The 23239-nt window shown below is 41.9% G+C and carries 21 protein-coding genes; 16 read left to right on the top strand and 5 right to left on the bottom strand.

Annotation, left to right across the window (positions count from 1 at the left end):
* Window positions 1-53: 53 nt before the first annotated feature.
* The 8 genes from AC0VYC_RS13320 to AC0VYC_RS13285 all read left to right on the top strand — a co-directional run bounded on the left by AC0VYC_RS13320 (window position 54) and on the right by AC0VYC_RS13285 (window position 8700).
* On the top strand, window positions 54-1238 hold the full coding sequence (locus tag AC0VYC_RS13320; RefSeq protein WP_024718669.1) for an acetate kinase: 1185 nt from the start codon (window positions 54-56) through the stop codon (window positions 1236-1238).
* Between the two features lie 99 nt (window positions 1239-1337).
* Complete coding sequence (locus tag AC0VYC_RS13315; protein WP_024718668.1) at window positions 1338-1853, top strand: MogA/MoaB family molybdenum cofactor biosynthesis protein; 516 nt, start codon at window positions 1338-1340, stop codon at window positions 1851-1853.
* 173 nt (window positions 1854-2026) lie between these two features.
* Window positions 2027-3238: an argininosuccinate synthase gene (locus AC0VYC_RS13310; protein WP_017358278.1), complete on the top strand. Its 1212-nt coding sequence runs from the start codon at window positions 2027-2029 to the stop codon at window positions 3236-3238.
* The gene (gene argH / locus AC0VYC_RS13305) at window positions 3235-4608 is read left to right on the top strand and encodes an argininosuccinate lyase (RefSeq protein WP_008343150.1); all 1374 of its coding nucleotides are present in this window, start codon (window positions 3235-3237) and stop codon (window positions 4606-4608) included. Before AC0VYC_RS13310 ends, argH begins: the two co-directional genes overlap by 4 nt.
* A 118-nt stretch (window positions 4609-4726) precedes the next feature.
* A complete protein-coding gene (locus tag AC0VYC_RS13300) occupies window positions 4727-5632 on the top strand; it encodes a phosphotransferase (protein ID WP_335350681.1) in 906 nt (301 codons plus the stop codon).
* Window positions 5633-5727: 95 nt separating this feature from the next.
* A complete protein-coding gene (locus AC0VYC_RS13295; protein WP_008343153.1) occupies window positions 5728-6483 on the top strand; it encodes an SDR family oxidoreductase in 756 nt (251 codons plus the stop codon).
* Window positions 6484-6549: 66 nt separating this feature from the next.
* Window positions 6550-7233 (top strand): metal-dependent hydrolase, encoded by a 684-nt coding sequence (locus tag AC0VYC_RS13290; protein ID WP_039168887.1) that lies wholly within the window; start codon window positions 6550-6552, stop codon window positions 7231-7233.
* Between the two features lie 144 nt (window positions 7234-7377).
* On the top strand, window positions 7378-8700 hold the full coding sequence (locus AC0VYC_RS13285; protein ID WP_007501721.1) for a CBS domain-containing protein: 1323 nt from the start codon (window positions 7378-7380) through the stop codon (window positions 8698-8700).
* 201 nt (window positions 8701-8901) lie between these two features.
* Here the strand turns inward: AC0VYC_RS13285 and AC0VYC_RS13280 are convergent, their stop codons facing one another.
* A complete protein-coding gene (locus tag AC0VYC_RS13280; RefSeq protein ID WP_003216665.1) occupies window positions 8902-9204 on the bottom strand; it encodes a YtpI family protein in 303 nt (100 codons plus the stop codon).
* Between the two features lie 147 nt (window positions 9205-9351).
* Between AC0VYC_RS13280 and AC0VYC_RS13275 the strand changes: the two genes are divergently transcribed.
* Window positions 9352-10293 (top strand): DHH family phosphoesterase, encoded by a 942-nt coding sequence (locus AC0VYC_RS13275; RefSeq protein WP_335350682.1) that lies wholly within the window; start codon window positions 9352-9354, stop codon window positions 10291-10293.
* Window positions 10294-10342: 49 nt separating this feature from the next.
* Here AC0VYC_RS13275 and AC0VYC_RS13270 read toward each other — a convergent pair whose 3' ends face one another.
* The 3 genes from AC0VYC_RS13270 to ytrH form a co-directional block, all read right to left on the bottom strand.
* Window positions 10343-10528 (bottom strand): YtzJ family protein, encoded by a 186-nt coding sequence (locus AC0VYC_RS13270; protein ID WP_008346082.1) that lies wholly within the window; start codon window positions 10526-10528, stop codon window positions 10343-10345.
* 109 nt (window positions 10529-10637) lie between these two features.
* Window positions 10638-11141 (bottom strand): sporulation membrane protein YtrI, encoded by a 504-nt coding sequence (gene ytrI / locus AC0VYC_RS13265; protein ID WP_007501718.1) that lies wholly within the window; start codon window positions 11139-11141, stop codon window positions 10638-10640.
* On the bottom strand, window positions 11138-11479 hold the full coding sequence (ytrH, locus tag AC0VYC_RS13260) for a sporulation membrane protein YtrH (protein WP_007501717.1): 342 nt from the start codon (window positions 11477-11479) through the stop codon (window positions 11138-11140). Before ytrH ends, ytrI begins: the two co-directional genes overlap by 4 nt.
* Before the next feature lie 137 nt (window positions 11480-11616).
* On the opposite strand from ytrH, the gene dnaE reads away from it, so the two are divergent.
* The 7 genes from dnaE (at window position 11617) to AC0VYC_RS13225 (ending at window position 22045) form a co-directional block, all read left to right on the top strand.
* Window positions 11617-14952: a DNA polymerase III subunit alpha gene (gene dnaE, locus AC0VYC_RS13255; RefSeq protein ID WP_475388652.1), complete on the top strand. Its 3336-nt coding sequence runs from the start codon at window positions 11617-11619 to the stop codon at window positions 14950-14952.
* Window positions 14953-15093: 141 nt separating this feature from the next.
* Window positions 15094-16326 (top strand): NADP-dependent malic enzyme, encoded by a 1233-nt coding sequence (gene ystJ / locus AC0VYC_RS13250; RefSeq protein WP_007501712.1) that lies wholly within the window; start codon window positions 15094-15096, stop codon window positions 16324-16326.
* A gap of 305 nt (window positions 16327-16631) precedes the next feature.
* Window positions 16632-17507 carry an acetyl-CoA carboxylase, carboxyltransferase subunit beta gene (gene accD / locus AC0VYC_RS13245; RefSeq protein WP_008346077.1) on the top strand — a complete coding sequence of 292 codons (876 nt, stop codon included), beginning with the start codon at window positions 16632-16634 and terminating at the stop codon, window positions 17505-17507.
* The gene (gene accA, locus AC0VYC_RS13240; RefSeq protein ID WP_327872103.1) at window positions 17492-18469 is read left to right on the top strand and encodes an acetyl-CoA carboxylase carboxyl transferase subunit alpha; all 978 of its coding nucleotides are present in this window, start codon (window positions 17492-17494) and stop codon (window positions 18467-18469) included. The genes accD and accA overlap by 16 nt, the downstream gene beginning before the upstream one ends.
* A gap of 339 nt (window positions 18470-18808) precedes the next feature.
* Window positions 18809-19768, top strand: coding sequence for a 6-phosphofructokinase (pfkA, locus tag AC0VYC_RS13235; RefSeq protein ID WP_017358271.1), 960 nt, complete (start codon window positions 18809-18811; stop codon window positions 19766-19768).
* A 27-nt stretch (window positions 19769-19795) separates the two neighbouring features.
* The gene (pyk, locus tag AC0VYC_RS13230) at window positions 19796-21556 is read left to right on the top strand and encodes a pyruvate kinase (protein ID WP_024718661.1); all 1761 of its coding nucleotides are present in this window, start codon (window positions 19796-19798) and stop codon (window positions 21554-21556) included.
* A 99-nt stretch (window positions 21557-21655) separates the two neighbouring features.
* Window positions 21656-22045: an FxsA family protein gene (locus AC0VYC_RS13225; RefSeq protein ID WP_007501703.1), complete on the top strand. Its 390-nt coding sequence runs from the start codon at window positions 21656-21658 to the stop codon at window positions 22043-22045.
* Between the two features lie 24 nt (window positions 22046-22069).
* Here the strand turns inward: AC0VYC_RS13225 and ytvI are convergent, their stop codons facing one another.
* On the bottom strand, window positions 22070-23188 hold the full coding sequence (gene ytvI, locus AC0VYC_RS13220; protein WP_268362785.1) for a sporulation integral membrane protein YtvI: 1119 nt from the start codon (window positions 23186-23188) through the stop codon (window positions 22070-22072).
* Between the last annotated feature and the right edge of the window lie 51 nt (window positions 23189-23239).

Raw genomic sequence — 23239 nt, 5'->3', positions numbered from 1 at the left:
CACCGAAAAAACGTGAAACCTTATATAACAACTGAGTAAAAGGAGCGACAGTAATGTCCAAAATTATTGCAATCAACGCAGGAAGCTCATCTCTTAAATTCCAATTGTTCGACATGCCAGAAGAAACCGTTTTAACAAAAGGTCTTGTTGAAAGAATCGGAATGGACAACAGTATCTTCACGATTTCTGTAGATGGAGAAAAGAAAACAGAAGTCACAGATATTCCAGATCATGCAGTAGCGGTTAAAATGCTGCTTGAAAAACTAATTGAATTTAACATCATCAAAGACTTTAATGAAATTGATGGCGTAGGACACCGCGTCGTTCACGGCGGAGAAAAATTCAGCGATTCTGTTGTTTTAACAGATGAAGTCATCAAAGACATTGATCAGCTTTCAGAGCTTGCACCACTTCACAACCCTGCAAACGTTGTAGGAATCAAAGCATTCAAACAAATTCTGCCTGACGTACCAGCGATTGCTGTGTTCGATACAGCGTTCCACCAAACAATGCCAGAGCAGTCTTACCTATACAGCCTTCCGTACGACTACTACAAAAACTTTGGTATTCGTAAATACGGATTCCACGGGACAAGCCATAAGTTCGTAACAGAGCGTGCAGCAGAGCTATTAGGCCGTCCTCTTGAAGAGCTTCGTTTGATTTCTTGCCACCTTGGAAATGGTGCAAGTATCGCAGCAGTTGAAGGCGGAAAATCAATCGATACGTCAATGGGCTTCACACCACTTGCGGGTGTTGCAATGGGAACACGTTCAGGTAACATTGACCCTGCCCTTATTCCATTTATTATGGAGAAAACAGGACATACAGCTGAAGAAGTACTTTCTACTTTGAATAAGAAGAGTGGTCTTTTAGGTGTGTCTGGTCTTTCAAGTGATCTTCGTGATATCGAAGAAGCGACAGAAGAAGGAAACGACCGTGCTGAAGTAGCACTAGATATTTTTGCAAGCCGTATTCATAAATACATCGGTTCTTATGCAGCGAGAATGAATGGTGTAGATGCCATCATCTTCACAGCTGGAATCGGTGAAAACAGCTCAGAAGTGAGAGCACGTGTACTTCGTGGTCTAGAATTCATGGGCGTATATTGGGATCCATCTCTTAACAACATGAGAGGCGAAGAAGCATTCATCAGCTACCCTCACTCTCCTGTAAAAGTCATCGTGATTCCAACGAACGAAGAAGTTATGATTGCAAGAGACGTTATGCGTTTAGCGTAATATCCTTTTGAAGCTCTTTTCCTCAGCGGAAAAGGGCTTTTTTCTATTGAAATCAGCATGCTATAATGTGAGGCAATATGAAAGGAGCGGTGTGAAGATATGAGCGTCGAAGAACATAAACGCGAAGCGAAAACGAGGCTTCATGTAAAAGTCATTACCGTCAGTGATACAAGGACAAAAGAAACAGATAAAAGCGGCCGTCTGATGATTGATTTGCTCAAAGAACAAGGGCACCTTATTCTTGCATACGATATTGTGAAAGATCACATTGGAGCGATTCAAGATGCCGTTTTAGAAGGAACAAGTGAAGCGAAGATTGATGCCGTCTTGTTAAACGGGGGAACTGGTATTGCAGCAAGGGACGTCACGATTGAATCCATTACACCTCTTTTCTCAAAAGAGCTGCCGGGCTTTGGAGAAATTTTTCGCATGCTGAGCTATACAGAAGATATTGGATCAGCCGCTATCTTATCTAGAGCGACGGCAGGGGTGATTAACCAAAAAGCCGTTTTTGCCACACCAGGCTCTACCGGAGCAGTTCGGTTAGCCATGACCAAACTCATTATTCCAGAGCTTCCTCATGTCTTGCGAGAGCTTGAAAAAGATCAAAAATAGCCCAAAATGACTCTGCCAAGAAAATTTGGCAGAGTTTTTTTCATAAAGGGGTTGAAAAAACAATTTTTCCTTGTTACAGTGTATACATACTAAATGCATGTTTATAAATTAAAACTTATTTTTATGCAAAAAACATTCACAGAATCAAAACAAGCGAGAGGAGCTTTTCAAACATGTCACAAAATAAAAAAGTCGTATTAGCATATTCCGGAGGTCTTGATACCTCTGTTGCAGTTAAATGGTTACAGGAGCAAGGTTACGAAGTTGTTGCTTGCTGCCTGGACGTAGGTGAAGGAAAAGATTTAGCATTCGTTCAACAAAAAGCACTTCAAGTCGGAGCTGTTCAATCTTACATGATCGACGCAAAAGAAGAGTTTGCTGAAGAATTTGCACTTGCTGCACTGCAAGCACACACGATGTACGAAGGGAAATATCCACTCGTGTCTGCACTATCTCGTCCGCTCATTGCCAAAAAGTTAGTGGAAGTCGCAGAGAAAGAAAACGCCGTAGCCGTTGCACACGGATGTACAGGTAAAGGAAACGACCAAGTTCGTTTTGAAGTATCAATCAAAGCATTGAATCCAGACCTAGAAGTTCTTGCACCAGTGCGTGAATGGAAATGGTCTCGTGATGAAGAAATCGACTATGCACAAAAGCACGGGATTCCAATTCCGATTAACTTAGACAGCCCATATTCAATTGACCAAAACCTTTGGGGCAGAAGTAACGAATGTGGTATTTTAGAAGATCCTTGGGCAGCGCCGCCAGAAGGTGCTTATGATCTAACAAATCCACTTGAAAAAACACCAGACACACCTGAAATCATTGAAATCACGTTTGAAAAAGGAAAACCAACAGCTATTGACGGAATCCAGTATTCATTATCTGATCTCATCCTTCATTTAAATGAAGTTGCTGGCCAGCATGGTGTAGGCAGAATCGATCATGTTGAAAACCGTCTTGTTGGAATCAAATCTCGTGAAGTGTATGAGTGCCCAGGTGCAGTTACCCTATTAAAAGCACACAAAGAACTTGAAGACTTAACGCTTGTTAAAGAAGTGGCACACTTTAAGCCAATCGTGGAACAAAAAATGGCTGAATTAATATACAACGGCTTATGGTTCTCACCACTTAAAGGAGCACTAGATGCATTCTTACAAGAAACGCAAAAGAACGTAACAGGTGTTGTACGTGTGAAACTATTTAAAGGCCATGCCATTGTAGAAGGACGTAAATCACCATATTCACTTTATGATGAAAATCTAGCAACTTACACAAAAGCAGATGAATTCGATCATGATGCAGCTGTAGGATTTATTAACCTTTGGGGTTTACCAACAAAAGTAAACAGCATCGTGAACAAAAAGGAGCAGGTTAAAGCATGAAAAAGCTTTGGGGAGGCAGATTTCAAAAAACACCAGAAAAATGGGTCGATGAGTTTGGTGCATCCATTCATTTCGACAAACAATTAGTCAAAGAAGATCTGACCGGCTCCCTTGCCCATGCAAGTATGCTGAATAAATGCGGTATCATCGGTGATGAGGAGGCCGCTGCAATCAAAGACGGACTGAATACGCTCATGAAAAAGGCAGAGGCGGATGAACTCGATTTCTCAGTAGATTATGAGGACATTCATTTAAACCTTGAAAAAATGCTCATTGATGAGATTGGTCCGCTTGGCGGCAAATTGCACACAGCGAGAAGCCGGAATGATCAGGTCGCAACCGATATGCATTTATATTTGAATAACCAAGTAGAGCATATCATTGAGCTGATCTCTTCTTTTCAAACAGTGCTTGTAGAAAAAGCTGAACAACACGTTGAAACGATTTTTCCAGGATATACGCACTTACAGCGTGCACAGCCTATCTCCTTTGCTCACCATATGCTCGCCTACTTTTGGATGCTTGAGCGGGACAAAGCGCGTTTTCAAGATTCATTGAAGCGGATTAATGTGTCACCACTTGGATGCGGGGCGTTAGCAGGAACGACATTCCCAATTGATCGTGAATATACAGCAGAGCTTCTGGGCTTTGACCATATTTACGAGAACAGCCTTGATGGCGTGAGTGATCGTGATTTCATTTTAGAGTTCTTGTCTAATAGCAGTCTTGTGATGATGCACCTCTCACGTCTTTGTGAAGAAATCATTTTATGGTGCTCTCAAGAATTCAAATTCATTGAGCTTGATGACACGTACGCAACAGGTAGCAGCATGATGCCGCAAAAGAAAAACCCGGATATGGCTGAATTGATCCGCGGAAAAACAGGCAGGGTATATGGCAACCTGATGGGGCTGCTCACGATTATGAAAGGCTTACCGCTTACGTATAACAAAGACTTGCAAGAAGATAAAGAAGGCATGTTTGATACGGTGAAAACGATCGCTGGCAGCCTGCAAATCTTCACAGGCATGATTCAAACGATGACAGTGAACGAAGATGTCATGAAAAAAGCAACAAAAGAAGATTTCTCAAATGCGACCGAAGTGGCTGACTACCTTGCGAAAAAAGGTATGCCATTCCGTGAAGCACACGAAATCGTTGGGAAGCTTGTGTATACATGCATTCAAAAAGGCATCTATTTAAGTGACCTTCCATTTGAAACATTTACAGAAGCAAGCGGCCTCTTTGAACAAGACATTTACACTGTTCTTGATCCGTATGTTGCTGTTGAAAAAAGAACAAGTGCAGGTGGAACTGGATTCAAACAAATTCAGCTCGCTTTAGAAAAAGCAAAAGCCTGCCTAGCATAATTCGCCAAAACCATTCGTTTATACGGATGGTTTTTTTCATGGGAAAAAGGAGATTGATCTTCACTGGAGAAAATGAAAGCATACCAGTGTCAAGCTGAATAAGGAGTGACAACAGTTCATGAAGAAAACGCTTCAGGCTTTGTTTGATCAGCCTATCGTATCAGTGAAAACGTTAGGAGAACCATACGACGGCCGGGCTAATGATGTGTGGCTGATTTCCTTACAAGACCAGACGGAATATGTAGTGAAATCTCCTAAAACTGCAAGAGAAGAAAGTGAATTTGTGTATGGGATCAACATGATTTATGGAGTAGATGCCCGTACTGTACAGGAGCATCTTGATGAAATCAATGAAAAGCTGGCTCATACGAATTCCTTTCATATTCCGAAAGTTGTTCGTAAAGTGAAGAAGGCGGGGAAACACTTTTATGTCATGGAAAAAGTAGAAGGAATCCCTTTAACATCTTTTGAGGGCCGTTCAGCACAATTCTATAGGGATTACGGGAGGAAACTAGCGCATCTTCATTCATATCAAACAAACTTTTTCGGTGCAGTATACGGGGGAGAAAAGAGACATTTGAGAGAATTCCATGCGCTGTTAAAAAAGACTGTCTCCAAACTCATCAGCCACTATTACGCTGATCAGCCTGAATATCAGAATTATGCAGAAAAGGTGCAGCAAAAGCTTGAAAAGCTAAGTCCTCCTGATGCAGCTAGTCTCATTTTAATTGATTTAGACCCATCGCAATATATTGAAGACGATGATCAAGTGACGAGTCTAGTTGATACGGAATATGTCGTATTTGGACCAGCTACGTTTGATTTGATTGCACTCGAATACCTTTTGACGAAAGAAGCTGCACAAGCGGTTCAATTAGGGTATGAAGAGATTTGCCCGCTTCCTCGCCAGCTTCATGAGGTGAGAGAATGCTATCGGTTTGTTTCGCTACTTCTCGATATCCATGGTTCATGGGATATGAAAAAGTGGATGAATCACCCTATACGGTTTTCCCCTCACTGTTAAAGGGTTCAAAAGTGCGAAGGAAGCCGGTTTATAGTAAAGTAAAGATAACAAAAGAAACACATGAACTTGCAACCTTTGCTTTAGGAGGAGATTGTGTGCGACACGCATTAATAACAGCGGGTTCTAAAGGACTTGGCAGGAAAGTCACCGAGTCTTTACTGAATATGGGGTATTCTGTGACGGTGAATTATCGAAGTGATGATGAAGCTGTCCGGCAGATGAAAGAAGAACTGCAAGAATACGAAGAAAAGCTTCAATTTGTCCAAGGCGATGTGACAAACAAAGAAGATTTAAAAAACATGGTCGAGCTGGCAGCAGAGCGATTTGGGCGGATTGACGCCTTGATCAATAATGCTGGACCTTATATTTTTGAACGAAAAAAACTCGCGGATTACTCTGAAGACGAATGGTATCAAATGATGGAAGGCAACCTATCCGCAGTGTTCCATTTGTTCCGAATGGTGATCCCTATGATGAGAAAACAAGGCTTTGGCCGGATTATCACGTATGGCTTCCAAGGAGCAGACCATGCGCCAGGCTGGATGCACAGATCAGCCTTCGGAGCGGCAAAAGTGGGGCTTGCGTCATTGACGAAAACCATTGCGATTGAAGAAGCCGAAAACGGCATCACCGCTAATATGGTGTGTCCAGGTAAAATCGTTGGAGACATGAAAGAATCAACGATAGAGGAAGCACGTCAGATAAAAGACGATGAAACACCGATTGGTCGGTCTGGGACAGGTGAGGATATCGGTCGTATCATTTCATTTCTATGTGATGATCGTTCAGACCTCATTACAGGAACCGTCATTGAAGCAACAGGTGGTCTTAACGTAATTCACAGGCACTAAGTTTTTCAGCTTTTTATAGAGGGAATAGACAAAATGAGATCAAATTCGAAAGGTGGATATATTTACATGAAAGCTACATATCATGGACATTCAGTCGTACACATTGAAACAAACGGATACCATATTTGGATTGATCCATTTTTAAATGGAAATAAGCATACAGAGATCAAACCGCAAGATGTGAAAGCAGATGTGATTTTGCTCACGCACGGGCATGGAGATCACGTCGGAGACACGATTGAAATCGCTAAAAACAATGACGCACTCGTGATTGCGCCATTCGAACTTGCCACTTATTTAGGCTGGCAAGGGGTGAAGACACACCCGCTTTCTATTGGTGGCGGACGTGAATTTGAATTTGGTAAAGTCAAGCTGACGCAAGCGTTCCATGGCTCAGCGGTCATTGATGAAGAATCCAAAACGATTACGTATACAGGGATGCCATCCGGTATTTTATTTACTGCTGAAGGCAAAACAATTTATCATGCTGGAGACACGGCTCTCTTCTCGGATATGAAACTCATTGGGGAGCTGAATCATATTGAGCTCGCCTTCCTGCCAATAGGTGATAACTTCACAATGGGACCAGACGATGCGAGAATCGCAGCAGAGTGGCTTCGTGCGAAACAAGTCGTACCGATTCATTACAGTACATTCCCGCCGATTGAGCAAGATCCTCATGCGTTTGCAGACAGCTTGCATGGCGGCGTGGGTCACGTATTAAACAGCGGAGAATCCATCGAGATTTAATCAATAGAAAGAAAAGCCGGCACTCTACCGGCTTTTTTATTTGCCTGTATCGTGCTCGTGTAAAAGACAAATTGCTATTAAAAGCCTCCTGCCTTTATAATGAAATATAGATGAAAACGCTGAAAACAAAAAGGGTGAACGGGATTGGCGACAAAGCATGAGCAAATTTTATCGTATATTGATTCATTGGATGTCGGAGAGAAAATTTCTGTCCGGCGTATAGCGAAAGAAATGAAAGTCAGTGAAGGCACGGCTTACCGGGCTATTAAGGATGCTGAAAATAAAGGGTTCGTGAGCACCATTGAACGAGTCGGTACCATTCGAATTGAACAGAAGAAAAAAGAAAATATTGAAAAGCTGACATATGCGGAAGTCGTCAATGTCATTGATGGTCAGGTACTTGGCGGACGAGCCGGCTTACATAAAACGTTAAATAAATTTGTCATCGGTGCAATGGAACTGGATGCGATGATGCGATACACAGCAGCAGGCAACCTGTTAATCGTCGGAAACCGAATCAATGCTCACCGGCAAGCATTAGAGGCGGGAGCGGCTGTGCTGGTCACGGGCGGATTCTCAACAGATGATGAAATTATTCAGCTCGCAGATGAGCTTGAGCTGCCCATTTTATCAACAAGCTACGATACATTTACCGTAGCGGCTCTCATTAACCGGGCCATTTATGACCAGTTGATTAAAAAAGAAATTGTGCTTGTGGAGGATATTTTAACGCCGATAGAACGGACCGTCTATTTATCGCCAGAAGACAAGCTTGAGAAATGGTATGAAAAGAATTATGAAACCGGACACGGCCGGTTCCCGGTAGCAGACGATCAAATGAAAATTCACGGCATTTTGACCTCAAAGGATATTGCAGGCCATGACCGTTCTACACCGATTGAAAAGGTGATGACAAAAAATCCGCTGACCGTTATTGGCAAAACATCTGTCGCTTCAGCTGCACAAATGATGGTGTGGGAAGGTATTGAGGTGCTGCCAGTTGTAAATGATCATGCGAAGCTTATTGGGATGATTAGCCGTCAGGACGTGCTGAAGGCGCTGCAAATGATTCAAAAGCAGCCGCAGGTCGGTGAAAAGCTGGATGATGTCGTTTCTAGAGGGTTTAAGGAAGCCGATACAGAAAAACCAAAAACAGATGCGGTGTACCAATATGAAGTCTCACCACAAATGACAAATCAGCTCGGCAATATTTCGTACGGGGTGTTTACACAAATTTTAATCGAATCAGCCAACCGCTTCTTAAAGTCTCATAAAAAAGGTGAACTAATTGTAGAAAGTCTTTCTGTCTATTTCTTAAAACCGGTTCAAATGGAATCCACGATACAGATCAAACCGAATATTTTAGAAGTTGGGCGCAAGTTTGGAAAGCTGGAAGTGGAAGTTTACCATCAGTCAAATATTGTAGGCAAAGCGATGTTGATGGTTCAGCTGATGGAGAGAGGATAAATGGCAAAAAAGGGCGGCATGAATGCGCCCTTTCAGCGTGTAAACAAACCCTCGTATTCTTTATCAGTCCTGCGTGCTGGTGCTCACGAATGACAAATTCGCTCCGTAAAAGTAGCTGTCCTTCCTAGACTGCAAAGGTTTTCTAACACGCTGAAAAGAAGAGAAAGGGCTAAAATCAAGTTCATTTTAGCCCTTTTTCTATTATGCGTGGTCTTTTTCGCCTTCCTTTAAAAAGAGCGGAAGATAGTGCTTATAGGCTTTATATCCGGCCCATGTACTGCCGATACCAACTGCAACAAAAATAAACCCAATGACAAATGCGAGTGACGAGCGGTTTAAAAATAATTGATTCACACCGAAGAGCAGGACAAAGCAGCCAAGTGCCATACTTGATTTAGCAGACCAGAATTTCTTTTCGACCGGCCGGTTCGTACGGACATTCTTTGCTTTGTAGTATAAATAAAACATGGCAGAACAAATAATAAACACAATCAAAACAAGCATGTGCCAAGCCTCCATTGTAAGTGGTTACAACCCTATTTTAAACGTAAATAGGCTTGCTTACTAGAATAAATTGTCTATTCCTCACTTTTCTGTCTGGGTAGATTATGATTTAATAATAAAAAGAGTATCGCATAAGAAGGAGTATTTATGAAAAAAGAACTGATTAGAACCATATCATTATATGACACCATCATCATTCATAGACATGTAAGACCTGATCCAGACGCCTATGGATCGCAGTGCGGCCTTACGGAAATCTTGCGTGCCACCTATCCAGAAAAAAATATTTATGCGACAGGAACCCCTGAGCCATCTCTTTCATTTTTATATGAATTAGATGACGTGCCGGATGAAGTGTACAAAGGTGCCCTTGTCATTGTCTGTGACACTGCGAATCAAGCAAGAATTGATGATCAGCGCTATTCAATGGGCAATAAACTGATGAAAATTGATCATCATCCGAATGAAGATCCGTATGGTGATTTGCTTTGGGTTGATACAGAAGCAAGCTCTGTCAGTGAAATGATTTATGAGCTGTATTTAGAGGGGAAAGAAGAAGGATATCAGCTGAATACAAAGGCGGCAGAACTCATTTATGCCGGCATTGTAGGAGACACAGGCCGTTTCCTTTTCCCAAACACAACGAAAAAGACACTCAAATATGCGGGTGAACTCATCGAATATCCGTTTTCATCATCAGACCTTTTCAATCAATTGTATGAGACAGATTTGAATGTCGTGAAATTAAATGGCTATATTTTTCAACATATCTCTTTATCAGAGAATGGCGTAGCTTCTGTTTTTATTAAACGTGACATTTTGGAGTCGTTCCAAACAACAGCGCAGCAAGCCTCACAGCTTGTTGGGACACTTGGAAATATTGCAGGGATTAAGGCATGGGTCTTTTTTGTGGAAGAGAACGATCAGATTCGTGTGAGATTCCGCTCAAAAGGCGTCGTCATTAACACCATTGCTAAAAAATATCATGGCGGAGGTCACCCGCTTGCAGCCGGTGCGTCCATATATGATTGGGCAGTTGCAGATGAGATTTTGCGTGATTTAGAAGAAGTATGTAAATCATCATCGTGAGAGAGGGGCTTCAAGTCCCCCTCTCTTTTTTTGAGCTTTGAGAAAAGGGTTACTTGGATACAGGGATGAACCAGCAGCCGATGTCAGTTGAATCTTCATAGGCTTGGAGATTTTGATGCTTTAATTCTTTTTTAATTAAATGGGCCATCATTTCTGTCTCAGCATAAGCACACATGCCGTCTTTAATCCGGCTTGCTTTGTCTCGTGCCATTTGACGATAGCTGTAAACCTCCATTGTTCTCACCTCTTTCTTATGATCATCTCGTTCTTCTTTTAGTGTATAAAAATAACAAGTGAAAAGCGATCATTGAGTGCAGAAATTCATAAAAATTCCACATCATCTATTATTCAGCAAAGGAAATACGCACTTCAAGCGAAAGCTTTGTATAGATGGTCAGTTCGGTGACTTTGGCGCGGTATGCCTTTTCTCTAATCGTATATTCTTTATTTTCCACGGTCCGTTTTAAGAGCTCTTTTGTTTTATAGACACTTTCAATATCCTTTGTGATCACCTCTGAGATATCTTCTTTCACCTGATCTTCAAATTTCAAGGTATCTGGCTCCGGAATTTTGTACTGCTCACGGTTGACGAGGTGAACGTCTACGCTCTGAATAAGCAGACGCTGCTTATTGTCTTCATTTAATTTATGCAAATCTTCCCGATAGAGTGTGATTTGTTCTTTCAGACTGTCCATGTGGTGCTGCTGGCTTCTGAGCAGTGTCACCTGCTTCTCCTGAAAGGTGCCATACGTAAAGAGAAAAATCAGCCAGCTGATAATTGCGCCGAACATCATCCCAGCAAAAAAACGCTGCCAGCCTGGACGTTTATACAGCTCAGGCACCCTCATGATGACACATGCTCCTGAGTGAGCCACGTAATCAGGAGATACCCCGTTTGCGCACCGCCCATAGCAGAGATAATGAGCAAGATCTGCTTGAAAATATCACGTGTGTTCCCTTCGAAAATCCCTCTTTCAAAACTATAAACCGCATCAAAAGTTCCACCGATTGCCGCAACAAGTGCCCAAATTTTTAAGCGGTTGGCAAGACTTGAAATAATTGATAGCGGCGGCTGACCAGATAAATATGCACCTACCCCGCCTATAATGGCACCGCCCAAAATAACCCCTAGTGCGATAAAATAACAGCTAATAAAGTTTGGAATAAAGGCTTCCTTCACATCCATTTTTCCCACCTCACTCTATTCAATATATGGCGAATGCTGGACAAGTATGAACGAGCGGAAAAGAAAGAACATTTGTTTCTCACCGCATCGCGATTTATAATGAAAGAATGAATTTAGACGAAAGGAGTGGATTAAGCATGTCCTATGTTCATCTTCAGGTCCACAGTGGATACAGCTTGTTGAGCAGTGCAGCGAAGGTCAAGGAGCTCGTATTAAAGGCGAAAGAACTTGGCTATCAAGCGCTCGCTCTTACCGATGACCATGTGATGTATGGAACGGTTGAATTTTATAAGGAATGTAAAACACATGGCATCAAACCGATTATCGGTTTAACAGCTTCTGTCTTCATAGATGAACAAGAGACAGAGGCTTATCCTTTGATCCTCCTTGCCAAAAACAATGAAGGCTATCAAAACTTGATCAAAATTAGCAGTGTCTTGAAATCAAAATCAAAAACCGGCCTGAAAGAGAAATGGCTGAAAGCCTATCATCATGGCCTTATTGCCATCACACCAGGCGTATCCGGCTATATTGAAACGCTGCTGCAACATGATCAGCTAGATGAAGCAAGGGATGCGGCCAGCCATTTAAAAGATCTTTTTGGTGAGGAACATGTGTATTTAGCCGTTCAGCCGTTTCAGCAGGACGAAGAGCTGTCTCATAAGCTCAGGGAACTCTCAAAAAGGGCGAACATCCCGCTTGTGGCAACAGGTGACGTCCACTATATCCATCAAGAGGACAAAACCGCATATACATGTTTAAAAGCCATTAAAGCAGGCCAGCAGCTATCAGAAATTGAGGAAGACCAAGCAGACAAGCATTTCAGATCGATCGAAGAAATGATGAAGTGGTATGGTGATGATCCAGAATTGCTGGCAAGAACGGTTGAGATTGCAAACCGCTGCGAGGTCGATTTAAATCTTGGCCAGACGAAACTGCCAACCTATCCGACGCCTGATCAATCAACAGCTGATCAATTTTTACGAAGAGTGTGCCAAGAAGGCATGAAACGAAGACAGATTGCTTCAAATGACACATATATCAAAAGGCTTGAGTATGAGCTGAGCATCATTCAAAAAATGAATTTCAGTGATTATTTCCTCATTGTGTGGGATTTTATGAAGTATGCTCATGATCATGGCATTGTCACAGGTCCTGGCAGGGGATCAGCAGCAGGCTCTTTAGTTGCGTATGTTCTGTTTATTACAGATGTCGATCCGATCCGTCACGGGCTTTTATTTGAGCGTTTTTTAAATCCTGAACGAATCAGCATGCCAGATATAGATATCGATTTTCCTGACACGAGAAGAGATGAAATCATTTCATATGTAAAAGACAAATATGGGGATATGCATGTGGCGCAAATTGTCACGTTTGGAACACTTGCCGCAAAGGCAGCTTTAAGAGATGTCGGACGTGTGATGGGAATTGATTCAAAAGCAGCAGACCGCCTTGCAAAGCTCATCCCATCAAAGCCAGGGACGACACTGAAAGAAGCGGTGACAGTCTCCTCAGAATTAAAAACACTGCTCCAGCAATCTGAGGAGCTGCAAAGAGTGTTTCAAACCGCTTTAAAGGTAGAAGGATTACCAAGACATACGTCAACACATGCAGCCGGCGTTGTCCTAAGTGAGGAGCCGCTCACACAAGTCGTGCCTATTCAAGAAGGGCATGATGGAGTGTATTTGACGCAATATGCGATGAATTATTTAGAAGATCTCGGTCTTTTAAAAATGGATTTTTTAGGTTTGAGAAACTTAACATTAATTGAATCCATTAAAAACCAGATTGAAAGACAGGAAAACGTCCACATTAACTTTAGTGACATTTCATATGAAGATCAGAAAACGTTTGATTTGTTATCAGCGGGAGATACAACGGGGATTTTCCAGCTGGAGTCACAAGGTATGCGTCAGGTGCTGAGACGACTGAAACCTTCTAGTCTAGAAGATATCGTGGCTGTCAATGCCTTATACCGCCCAGGTCCGATGGAGAATATCCCGCTCTTTATCGACCGAAAGCATGGCAGAGTGAAAGTCTCCTACCCGCATCCAGATTTGTATGACATCTTAAAGGATACATATGGGGTCATCGTCTATCAGGAGCAAATCATGCTGATTGCAGCAAAGATGGCAGGCTTTAAGCTGGGCGAGGCCGATCTACTAAGAAGAGCCGTTTCAAAGAAGGATAAAAAGGTGCTTGATGAAGAGCGAAGCCATTTTGTTGAAGGATGCCTAAAAAAGGAGTATCCTGTTAACATTGCAAATGACGTTTATGACCTAATCGTCAAATTTGCAAACTATGGTTTTAATAGAAGCCATGCTGTTGCATATAGCATGATCGGCTTTCAGCTTGCTTATTTAAAAGCGCATTATCCGTTATATTTTATGTGCGGTCTTTTAACGAGTGTGATTGGAAATGAAGACAAAGTGGCTCAATATTTCTATGAGGCAAAGGAAAAAGGGATATCGGTGTTGAAGCCTTCTATTAATAAGAGCGAATTTCCATTCACGGTTGAAAAAGGGGAGATCCGCTACAGCTTAAGAGCGATTAAAAATGTCGGAGTGTCAGCTGTAAAGGATATATACAGAGCAAGACAGGAAAAGCCATTTGAAGATTTATTTGATTTTTGCGCAAGGGTATCAACAAAGAGTGTCAACCGAAAAACGATTGAAGCCCTCATTTTCTCAGGGGCAATGGATGAGCTTCATCCAAATCGTGCTTCGTTATTAGCATCGATAGATATTGCGTTAGACCATGTGTCATTTTTAACACCTGAGGATCAGCTGGACTTTCTTGGGGATACAACGTTCTCCATTAAGCCAAAATATGCGGAGATAGACGAACTGCCGCTTGTTGATCTCCTGCAATTTGAAAAAGAGGCACTTGGGTTATATTTATCAAATCACCCTATACAAGCGTATCGAGATCGCTTAAGAGAGAATGGTGCGGTGGAAATCATCAGACTTTCTTCCTATATAAAGCGAAAGATCTCAATGGGTGGTCTTTTGACAAAGGTGAAATCGATTCGGACAAAAAATGGACAATCGATGGCATTTGTCACATTCGGGGATGAAACGGGAGAAATGGAAGGTGTCGTCTTTCCAGAGCAATTTAGAAAGCTGTCCCCCTTACTTGAGGAGGGCGCAATGCTTTATGTTGAAGGCAGAATAGATGTCAGAAATGAGAGCAGTCAAATCATCGTGCAAGAAGCTGTTCTACTGGAAGAGATGGGCTCTAAAAGAAAAGAATCTGTCTACATTCGAGTCAAAGAAGAGAACCATACGCAGGAGCTGCTAGAACAAGTGAAGCGAGTGATCTCCATGCACAGGGGAGAAGCAGATGTCTATTTGTATTATGAAAAGCAAAAAAAGACGATGAGACTTCCAGATGCATACAAAGTTCATGCAGATCATGCGGTCATTTTCCAGTTAAAAGAGCTGCTAGGTGAACAAAACGTTGTGATTAAATGATGACAAATTGTCTGAATATGTTTTACAATTTCACCTATTGTGTTATCATTTTAAAGATTCTGTGTATTTAAACTGCCAAGTATGTGCTTATCAACTTAGCAATTCATTAAATCATTTTCCACTTGAAGGAGTGTTCATCACATGTCATTAAGAGAAGAAGCATTACATATGCACAAAGAGAATCAAGGCAAACTCGAATCAAAATCAAAGGTACAAGTGAAAAATGCGAAAGACTTGAGCTTGGCTTACTCACCAGGTGTGGCAGAGCCATGTAAAGATATTTATGACGACACAAGCAAAGTGTATGATTATACAATGAAAGGCAATATGGTCGCTGTTGTCACAGACGGAAGTGCTGTATTAGGGCTTGGAAACATTGGGGCAGAAGCATCTCTTCCAGTAATGGAAGGAAAAGCTGTCTTATTCAAAAGCTTTGCAGGTGTTGATGCATTCCCAATCGCGCTTGCAACAAACGATGTAGACAAAATCGTTGAAACAGTGAAGCTTCTTGAGCCGACGTTTGGCGGCGTGAACCTTGAAGATATTGCAGCACCAAACTGCTTTATCATTGAAGAGCGTTTGAAAAAAGAGACAAACATTCCTGTTTTCCACGATGATCAGCACGGGACAGCGATTGTAACAGTGGCAGGACTTGTGAATGCACTGAAGCTGTCTGGAAAATCAATGTCTTCAATTAAAGTGGTTGCAAACGGCGCTGGAGCAGCAGGAATTGCGATTATCAAACTTCTTTATCATTTCGGTGTACGTGATATCATCATGTGTGATACAAAAGGCGCTATTTATGAAGGCCGTCCGAATGGTATGAATGCAGTGAAAAATGAAGTAGCTAAATTCACGAACCAAGATCGTAAAGAAGGTTCTTTAGAAGAAGTGATTGAAGGCGCAGATGTCTTTATCGGCGTTTCAGTAGCAGGTGCTTTAACTAAAGAAATGGTTGGAAAAATGGCAAAAGATCCTGTCATCTTCGCAATGGCGAATCCAAACCCAGAGATCATGCCAGAAGACGCACATGCAGCAGGTGCAAGTGTTGTAGGAACTGGCCGTTCTGACTTCCCGAACCAAGTGAACAACGTCCTTGCATTCCCTGGTATTTTCCGTGGAGCGCTTGATGTACGTGCGACACACATTAACGAAGAAATGAAAATTGCAGCTGTTGAAGCGATTGCTTCCCTTGTATCAGATGAAGAATTGTCAGCGGAATACGTTATCCCTGCACCATTTGATGCACGAGTAGCGCCAGCAGTAGCCAAAGCAGTGGCAAAAGCAGCAATGGAAACGGGCGTTTCAAGAATCAAAGTAGACCCAGAAGCTGTTGCAGAAAAAACAAGAAAATTAACGATTATCGGCGAGTAATCGAATTGGAAAAGTGTGCACGTTCTTTCTGAATTTGGAGGAAAAACGTGCACCATTTCCTCTCTTACACGAAATTTTTTTCATCCTAAATGAGATTTTTTTGTAGACGTTCACAATTCACATATACCAACTACTCAGCGCCCCAAACCTATACTCATTTCTCCTCAATTCCCCACTGAAAAAATTGAATGAAGGATGACAGCGTTTGACAAAAAAAGTACAATAGTTTCGGTACAGTTATGACATGTCCTATAATAGTGGATGTGCGTGTAAAGAAAAAACCCTTCAAAAAGGGAGGTAGTCATTTGTCAATCAAGAATATTTTCAGTAAAAAGAAAAAATATGCATCTGTACCCTCTGAACAGGCAAGTCAAGATGTGCCTGAAGGCATCATGACCAAATGTCCGCAATGTAAAAAAATAATGCTCACCAAAGAACTAGATAAAAATTTACGTGTTTGCATGAATTGCGGCAGACATTTGCAAATGAATGCAAAACAACGTATTGAAAGCCTTGTAGACGAAGGCACATTTGAAGAATTTAACGGTCACCTCATTTCTGAGAACCCGCTCGGTTTCCCAGGCTACGAAGAAAAGCTTCAGAAAGACAGAGAAAAAACATCTTTGAATGAAGCCATCGTAACAGGAAAAGGTGAAATTAAAGGTCAAAGTGCTGTCATTGCTGTCATGGATGCCACGTTCCGTATGGGCAGCATGGGCTCAGTCGTTGGTGAAAAGATTACATTAGCTATTGAGAAAGCAAAAGCGGACAAGGTGCCATTTATCATCTTCACTGCATCTGGAGGAGCAAGAATGCAAGAGGGAATTCTTAGTCTGATGCAGATGGCAAAAACAAGTTCAGCATTAAAGCTGTTCAGCGAGGATCAAGGTCTGATTATCTCTGTGATGACCAATCCGACAACTGGCGGTGTATCAGCTAGTTTCGCATCTCTCGGTGATTACAACTTTGCAGAGCCTGGTGCATTAATTGGTTTTGCTGGTCGCAGAATCATTGAACAAACCATTCGTGAAGACCTACCAGAGGACTTCCAAACGGCTGAATTTTTAATGAAGCATGGTCAGTTAGATGCTGTGATTCACCGTGCAGAAATGAAAGAAACATTAGGCCAAATCTTAGCATTACACAGCACAGGAGGTGAACGAGAGTGGCTGGAGAACTAGAATTTGAAAAACCTGTCATTGAACTCCGAGCGAAAATTGATGAATTGAAAAAGTTCACACAAAACTCAGAGATGGATTTAAGTGCGGAAATTGAGCGCCTTGAAACGCGTCTGAGTAAGCTTGAAGCAGACATTTATACAAATTTAAAGCCGTGGGACAGAGTACAAATTGCTCGTCATGCGATGCGCCCAACAACTCTCGATTACATTCAAGAGCTGTTTGATAACTTTTTCGAATGTCACGGTGACCGTTTTTATGGCGACGATGAAGCCATCGTTGGAGGAATTGCTACGTTTAAAGGACTTCCTGTCACAGTCATTGGTCATCAGCGCGGAAAAGACACAAAAGAAAACTTGCGCCGTAATTTCGGGATGCCGCATCCAGAAGGTTACCGTAAAGCATTGCGCTTGATGAAACAAGCAGATAAATTTAATCGTCCAATCATTTGCTTTATTGATACAAAAGGAGCTTATCCTGGTAAAGCAGCTGAAGAACGCGGGCAAAGTGAAGCAATTGCGAAAAACCTTTTCGAAATGGCAGGACTTCGTGTACCGGTTGTCTGTATTGTCATTGGAGAAGGCGGAAGTGGCGGAGCACTAGGCTTAGGCGTAGGAAACCACCTATTTATGCTAGAGAACTCAACATATTCAGTGATTTCACCTGAAGGTGCAGCAGCACTGCTCTGGAAGGACTCATCACTTGCGAAAAAAGCTGCAGAATCAATGAAAATTACCGCTCCAGACCTAAAAGAATTAGATATTATAGATGATGTTATTAAAGAAGTGCAAGGTGGAGCACACCGAGACGTGAAACAACAAGCAGCCTACATTGAAAAAACAATAAAACAGTCACTTACATCTTTGCTCAAACAATCGCCTGAAGAATTAGTCGAACAAAGATATCAAAAATACAAAGCAATCGGCAAAGTATCGATTGAAAATCAATATATTGGGGTAAACTAAATAAACGTACAGCCTTTTGGCTGGCGTTTATTTTTTTCGTCTTTTTTCATCAAAACGATCTCATGTAAGCGCTATTTGAAAATAATTTTCTTTTGTTTTCATAAAATTTGAAACGTCTGAAAACGTTGATTTGACAAGGTTTAGAGCACTTGGATCAACTGTTTTTTGAACAAAGTGCTTTCATGACTTTCTTAACTTTTGTTTAAAAACATTTTATTTAATTGTATAATAAGTACGGTTTTAGAAATTCGTATTGAAAACATCCGGTTTTGCTCATGATTGTTTTCAAGCAGTGGAAATGGTATGTTTAATTCATATATGGTCTCTGAGGTGAAAAAGATGAAGCGTATAGGAGTTTTAACGAGCGGTGGGGATTCCCCAGGAATGAATGCAGCTGTGCGCGCAGTTGTAAGGAAAGCAATTTACCATAATGTAGAAGTTTACGGTATTTATAATGGATATTCAGGTCTAATTAACGGTAAAATTGAGAAACTCGAAATAGGTTCAGTAGGCGATATCATTCATCGTGGAGGAACAAAACTTTACACGGCAAGATGTCCTGAATTCAAGACAGTTGAAGGTCGTGAAAAAGGGATTGAGAACTTAAAAAAATTCGGTATTGAAGGACTTGTTGTCATCGGTGGAGATGGCTCATTCATGGGAGCGAAGAAATTAACAGAGCTCGGTTTTCCATGTGTAGGTGTCCCTGGCACGATTGACAATGACATTCCTGGTACTGATTTCACTATTGGCTTTGATACAGCACTAAATACAGTCATTGATGCCATTGATAAAATTCGTGATACAGCCACATCTCATGAACGTACATACGTAGTGGAAGTAATGGGAAGACATGCAGGGGATATTGCCCTGTGGTCAGGTCTTGCAGGCGGAGCTGAATCGATTTTGATTCCTGAAGCAGACTATGACATGGACGAAATTATTGCCAGATTGAGAAGAGGACATGAGCGCGGCAAGAAGCACAGTATCATCATCGTCGCAGAAGGCGTAGGCAGCGGTGTCGAATTTGGTAAGAGAATTGAAGAGGAGACAAGCCTTGAAACGCGTGTATCTGTCTTAGGACATATTCAACGTGGAGGTTCTCCAAGTGCGTTTGACCGAGTGCTCGCAAGTCGCCTAGGAGCGTATGCAGTAGAACTTCTTCTTGAAGGAAGAGGCGGACGCTGTGTAGGTATTCAAAGCAACGAACTCGTTCATCACGATATTTTAGACATCTTAGATAAAAAGCATACAGTCGATCAAAATATGTACCGACTTTCACAAGAGCTCTCTATATAAAACGAGAAGACCTTAGGAGGAACAGTAATGAGAAAGACAAAAATCGTTTGTACAATCGGTCCAGCAAGTGAAAGCATTGAAAAGCTGACTGAATTGATTGAAGCAGGAATGAATGTAGCCAGACTAAACTTCTCTCATGGAGATTTTGAAGAGCATGGTGCACGTATTGAAAACATTCGCAAAGCAGGTAAAACTTTAGGCAAGGACATTGCGATCCTTCTTGATACAAAAGGTCCAGAGATTCGTACACGCACAGTTGAAAACGGCTCAATTGAGTTAGTTGCTGGTGCTGATCTTATCGTGAGTATGGAAGACATTGTGGGAAACACTGAAAAAATCAGTGTGACGTACGAAGATTTAATTCATGATGTAGAAGTGGGCTCAACCATCTTATTAGATGATGGTCTGATTGGTCTAGAAGTAAAAGAGTTAAATAAGGACCGAAAAGAAATCGTCACAAAAGTAATGAATACAGGCACACTGAAAAACAAAAAAGGTGTCAACGTACCAGGTGTGAGTGTGAACTTGCCGGGTATTACAGAAAAGGATGCCAATGATATTCTGTTTGGAATTGAACAAGGTGTCGATTTCATCGCAGCTTCTTTTGTGAGACGAGCTTCTGATGTTCTTGAAATTCGTGAGCTACTTGAAAAGAACAACGCAGCTGACATTCAAATCATTCCGAAGATTGAAAACCAAGAGGGCGTTGATAACATCGATGAAATCCTTGAGGTATCAGATGGACTGATGGTCGCGCGTGGAGATCTTGGTGTAGAGATTCCGGCAGAAGAAGTACCACTTGTTCAAAAAATGCTAATCAAAAAATGCAACCGTTTAGGCAAGCCTGTCATCACAGCAACTCAAATGCTGGATAGCATGCAGCGTAATCCGCGTCCAACACGTGCGGAAGCAAGTGACGTGGCAAATGCTATTTTTGACGGTACAGATGCGATCATGCTATCTGGTGAAACAGCAGCAGGAACATATCCGGTTGAAGCTGTGCAAACGATGCACAACATTGCCTCACGTTCAGAGGAAGCACTTAACTATAAAGCAATCCTTTCTCGCAGAAGCGAAGAAGTAGAGGTCAGCATTACAGATGCAATCGGTCAATCTGTTGCGCACACTGCTATGAAGCTTGATGTGGCAGCGATTGTGACACCTACTGAGAGTGGTCATACAGCAAGAATGATTTCAAAATATAGACCTAAAGCACCAATCGTTGCAGTCACAGCAAACGAATCAGTAGCAAGAAAGCTATCTCTCGTATTCGGTGTATTTGCGAAGAGTGGATCAAATACGTCATCTACTGATGAAATGCTAGAGAATGCAGTAGAAAAATCTATTGAATCTGGCTATGTAAGACATGGCGACTTGATTGTCATTACAGCTGGTGTGCCGGTTGGAGAAGCTGGTACAACGAACTTAATGAAAGTGTATGTTGTCGGTGACATCATTGCGAAGGGTCAAGGAATTGGCCGCAAATCTGCATTTGGACCGGTTGTTATTGCACAAAGCGGAAAAGAAGCAGAGGAAAAAATGTATGATGGTGCGATTCTTGTCGCAAACTGCACAGATCGTGATATGATGGGTGCTTTAGAAAAAGCGTCTGCCCTTATCACGGAAGAAGGCGGTCTAACAAGCCATGCAGCAGTCGTTGGGCTTAGTCTTGGCATTCCAGTCATTGTCGGTCTTGACAGTGCCACAACACTTCTAAAAGAAGGCGAAGAGATTACAGTAGATCCAGCACGCGGAGCGATCTACAAAGGCCGTGCAAGCGTCCTTTAAATCACACACGAGGGGAGTTATCTGACTCCTCTCTTTTTTTATGTTACACTAAAAAAAGTAAACAGCTTTCGATGAAAGAGACCCCATGAGGTGATATGGTTGAAAAAATATTTTCTACTATTATTGATTCTGTTCCCGGCAGTGGAAATTAGTTTATTTTTAATCTCAAGTAACATCATTGGTATTTTACCAACGATGCTAGTCATTGTGCTGACAAGTGCACTAGGTGCTTACTTTGCAAGGAAACAAGGAATAGAAGCATTTCAGAAAGTGCAGCGAGATTTACAGTATGGCAAAATGCCAGGGGCCACCATTGTCGATGGCTTTTGCATTCTGATCGGTGGTTTGCTGCTGCTCATACCTGGATTCCTTTCAGATCTGATTGGGGCTGTGCTGCTCATTCCCATGACAAGAAAACGGATCAAACCGCTCTTTGAGCGCTGGCTTAGAAATATGTCTAATCGCAAACGCTATACGATTATTCGCTAAAGAGACCTTCGCATCAGGTCTCTTTTACTTTTGCGCACCATACCGAATGTACTGATAAAGGTCTCTGAAAACCCCTGCATTACGAAACGCCTGCCAAACGACAAGAGAAGCGGGACCGAGTGCAAGTCCAAGAAAACCAAAGCATTTTAACCCGACAAACAGTGCCACAAGTGTTGCTAAAGGATTAAGACCGATTGATTTACTTAAGACTTTTGGCTCTGATATTTGTCTTTGAATGAGCACCACAATATACAAAATGCCCAGTCCAATGGCGAGTGAAAGATTTCCTGTCATCGCGGAGTAAATGATCCACGGAAGAAAAACCGTGCCACTCCCGATGTAAGGAAGTAAATCAACTAGACCAATACATAGAGCAATCACAATCGCATGCTCGACCTTTAAGATGAAAAGTCCAATCAGCACGATCCCAATGGTCATGGCAACAAGGAGAAGCTGGGCTTTCATAAAGCCAGAAATGGCTTTTTTGATTTCAGATAAAATGGCACGTGTATGAAGCATCCATTTGGCGGGAAAGATACGAGAACCATATTTTTTTAACGTAAACCAGTCTTTTGTGATAAAAAAAGTCGCTAGTGCGGAAAATAAAAGTGTCGCTGCTGCATCAGGCAAAAGACCTAAAAAAACTGGAATGAATTCAAGAGTTTTTGAAAGGAAAGTCCCGATTTTTGCCGCTGCTTCGTCACCAAGTGCTTGGATTTGTCCTAAAATCGATTCCTTTTGACCTGCTTGAAGTGTATTAAATTGAGCAGTCAAATCATGATATAAAGGCAAAATCTGATCTGTGAAAAAACGTTCCACGATCCCAATCAGTTGATCAAGATGACCTGGCAGTACCTTTGCTAAATAAGCACTTCCTGAAATGATTTCCGCTACTAAAAGTGTCATGAATCCAGCTGCTGCCACTAAAAAGAGTAATAGCACAATGATGACAACAAAACCTCTTGGCATCCCGGTCATGTTTTCGATTTTGCATACGGCTGGATGAATCAAACACGACACGGCAAATGCAATCCAAAATGGATATAAAAACGGAAAAGACTGATATAAAAAAACAACCGCACAAACGGCGATGCTGAAAATCATCAAACTTCGCAAAAAAATGCCCACATAAGTGTGATTCACACAATCCCCTCCAAAAAACAAGCATGTCCGATACTTCATTTTATTCAAAAA

It is taken from the genome of Bacillus sp. iso_77 (genome assembly GCF_056173625.1).
This window is presented reverse-complemented; position numbering and strand designations above follow the sequence as displayed.